The organism is Aeromonas sp. QDB68, assembly GCF_027707405.1.
Lineage (GTDB): Bacteria > Pseudomonadota > Gammaproteobacteria > Enterobacterales > Aeromonadaceae > Aeromonas > Aeromonas caviae.
Genome location: NZ_JAPCIQ010000217.1, coordinates 1 through 1,088, shown reverse-complemented (window position 1 = coordinate 1,088; position 1,088 = coordinate 1). Strand labels below are relative to the sequence as shown.

Below are 1,088 nucleotides of genomic sequence, written 5' to 3'. Positions count from 1 at the left end.
GGTCACATGGAAGATCAGATCCTGGAAAACGGGAATGGTTCCGTTCAGGGCGCTACTTGTGTATAAGAGTCAGCTCTGAAGCTGCGGTACAAAACCCCAAAGATAGGGAAGTATATTCTGTTCGAACTGTGTGGCTGCATTAATCAAGTGACCTGCATTCTTATTCGAAAGAAATGCAGTCAGCTCACTCAGAGGGGCTTGGATATTGCTGTTAAGTTGACTAAGTGCTTGTACGCTGGTGAGCTCCGCTGGGGTATGATGGAGTAAAGCATCAATTGCGTGGCTCATTGCAAAAACCTTGTCTCGCGCAAACGCGAACTGATCGTTTTCTGCTATGTTCGGCTCTGCGAATTCAGGCTCGCTTTGCATTTGAAGAATGCGAGATAACGATGCTCTTATCGGGTGGTCTTTATAGGCGGATATTGACACTTAGCGTCTTCTCTATAGGCACTGGATACGTAGCGTAAGACAAATGAAACCACTTATGCTAGCAGTCAATCTGATACGACTATCAGAAAATTTTCGTTATTTGAGCCATGTCATCAAAGCGCTTGCATGCGGACGATAAAGCGGCTTGGTAGGGGCTGCTCTGTTAGAGATCTGGGAGGAGAGATCTGGGACACCCACCTTTTGGAGAAATCTGGGACACCCACCTTTCTGTATGGGGCGTAATGTCACCAAATCCCACGCTACCGCCCATGGATTACAGCTTCCAATATGCTCCATTGACCAGCGAGGGCAGTGACCCATCGCAGTTCAACAGGTTCCAGATAGCCACTGTAAGACAAACTAAACTACCCAAGCGAGCCTTAAAATGATGTAACCATCGGAATCACATTGTTTTTTGAACTTGATCAGCAAATTGTGAAATTTGGGGGTATCTGGGAAATCTGGGACACCAACAAAATCTGGGACACCCACCTTTTTGACAGCGGCGTAGCCCTGTACTTGGCTTGAGGTGTCACTGCCCAGGGGGTGAGCCATGACCATTGCCCGTTCACGTCAAATCAGTTCCTGATTACCCATGACCCTCAGCCAGCTTCAAGAGCCGATATGGCATCGGAGGGCTTGCCACGACTGCATGCCCC

At 48.3% G+C, this 1,088-nt stretch carries 1 protein-coding gene; it reads right to left on the bottom strand.

Going from position 1 to position 1,088, the window contains the following annotated elements; translation table 11 throughout:
• Positions 1 to 69: 69 nt before the first annotated feature.
• A complete protein-coding gene (locus tag PG892_RS22310; protein ID WP_270825913.1) occupies positions 70 to 429 on the bottom strand; it encodes a hypothetical protein in 360 nt (119 codons plus the stop codon).
• Positions 430 to 1,088: the final 659 nt, after the last annotated feature.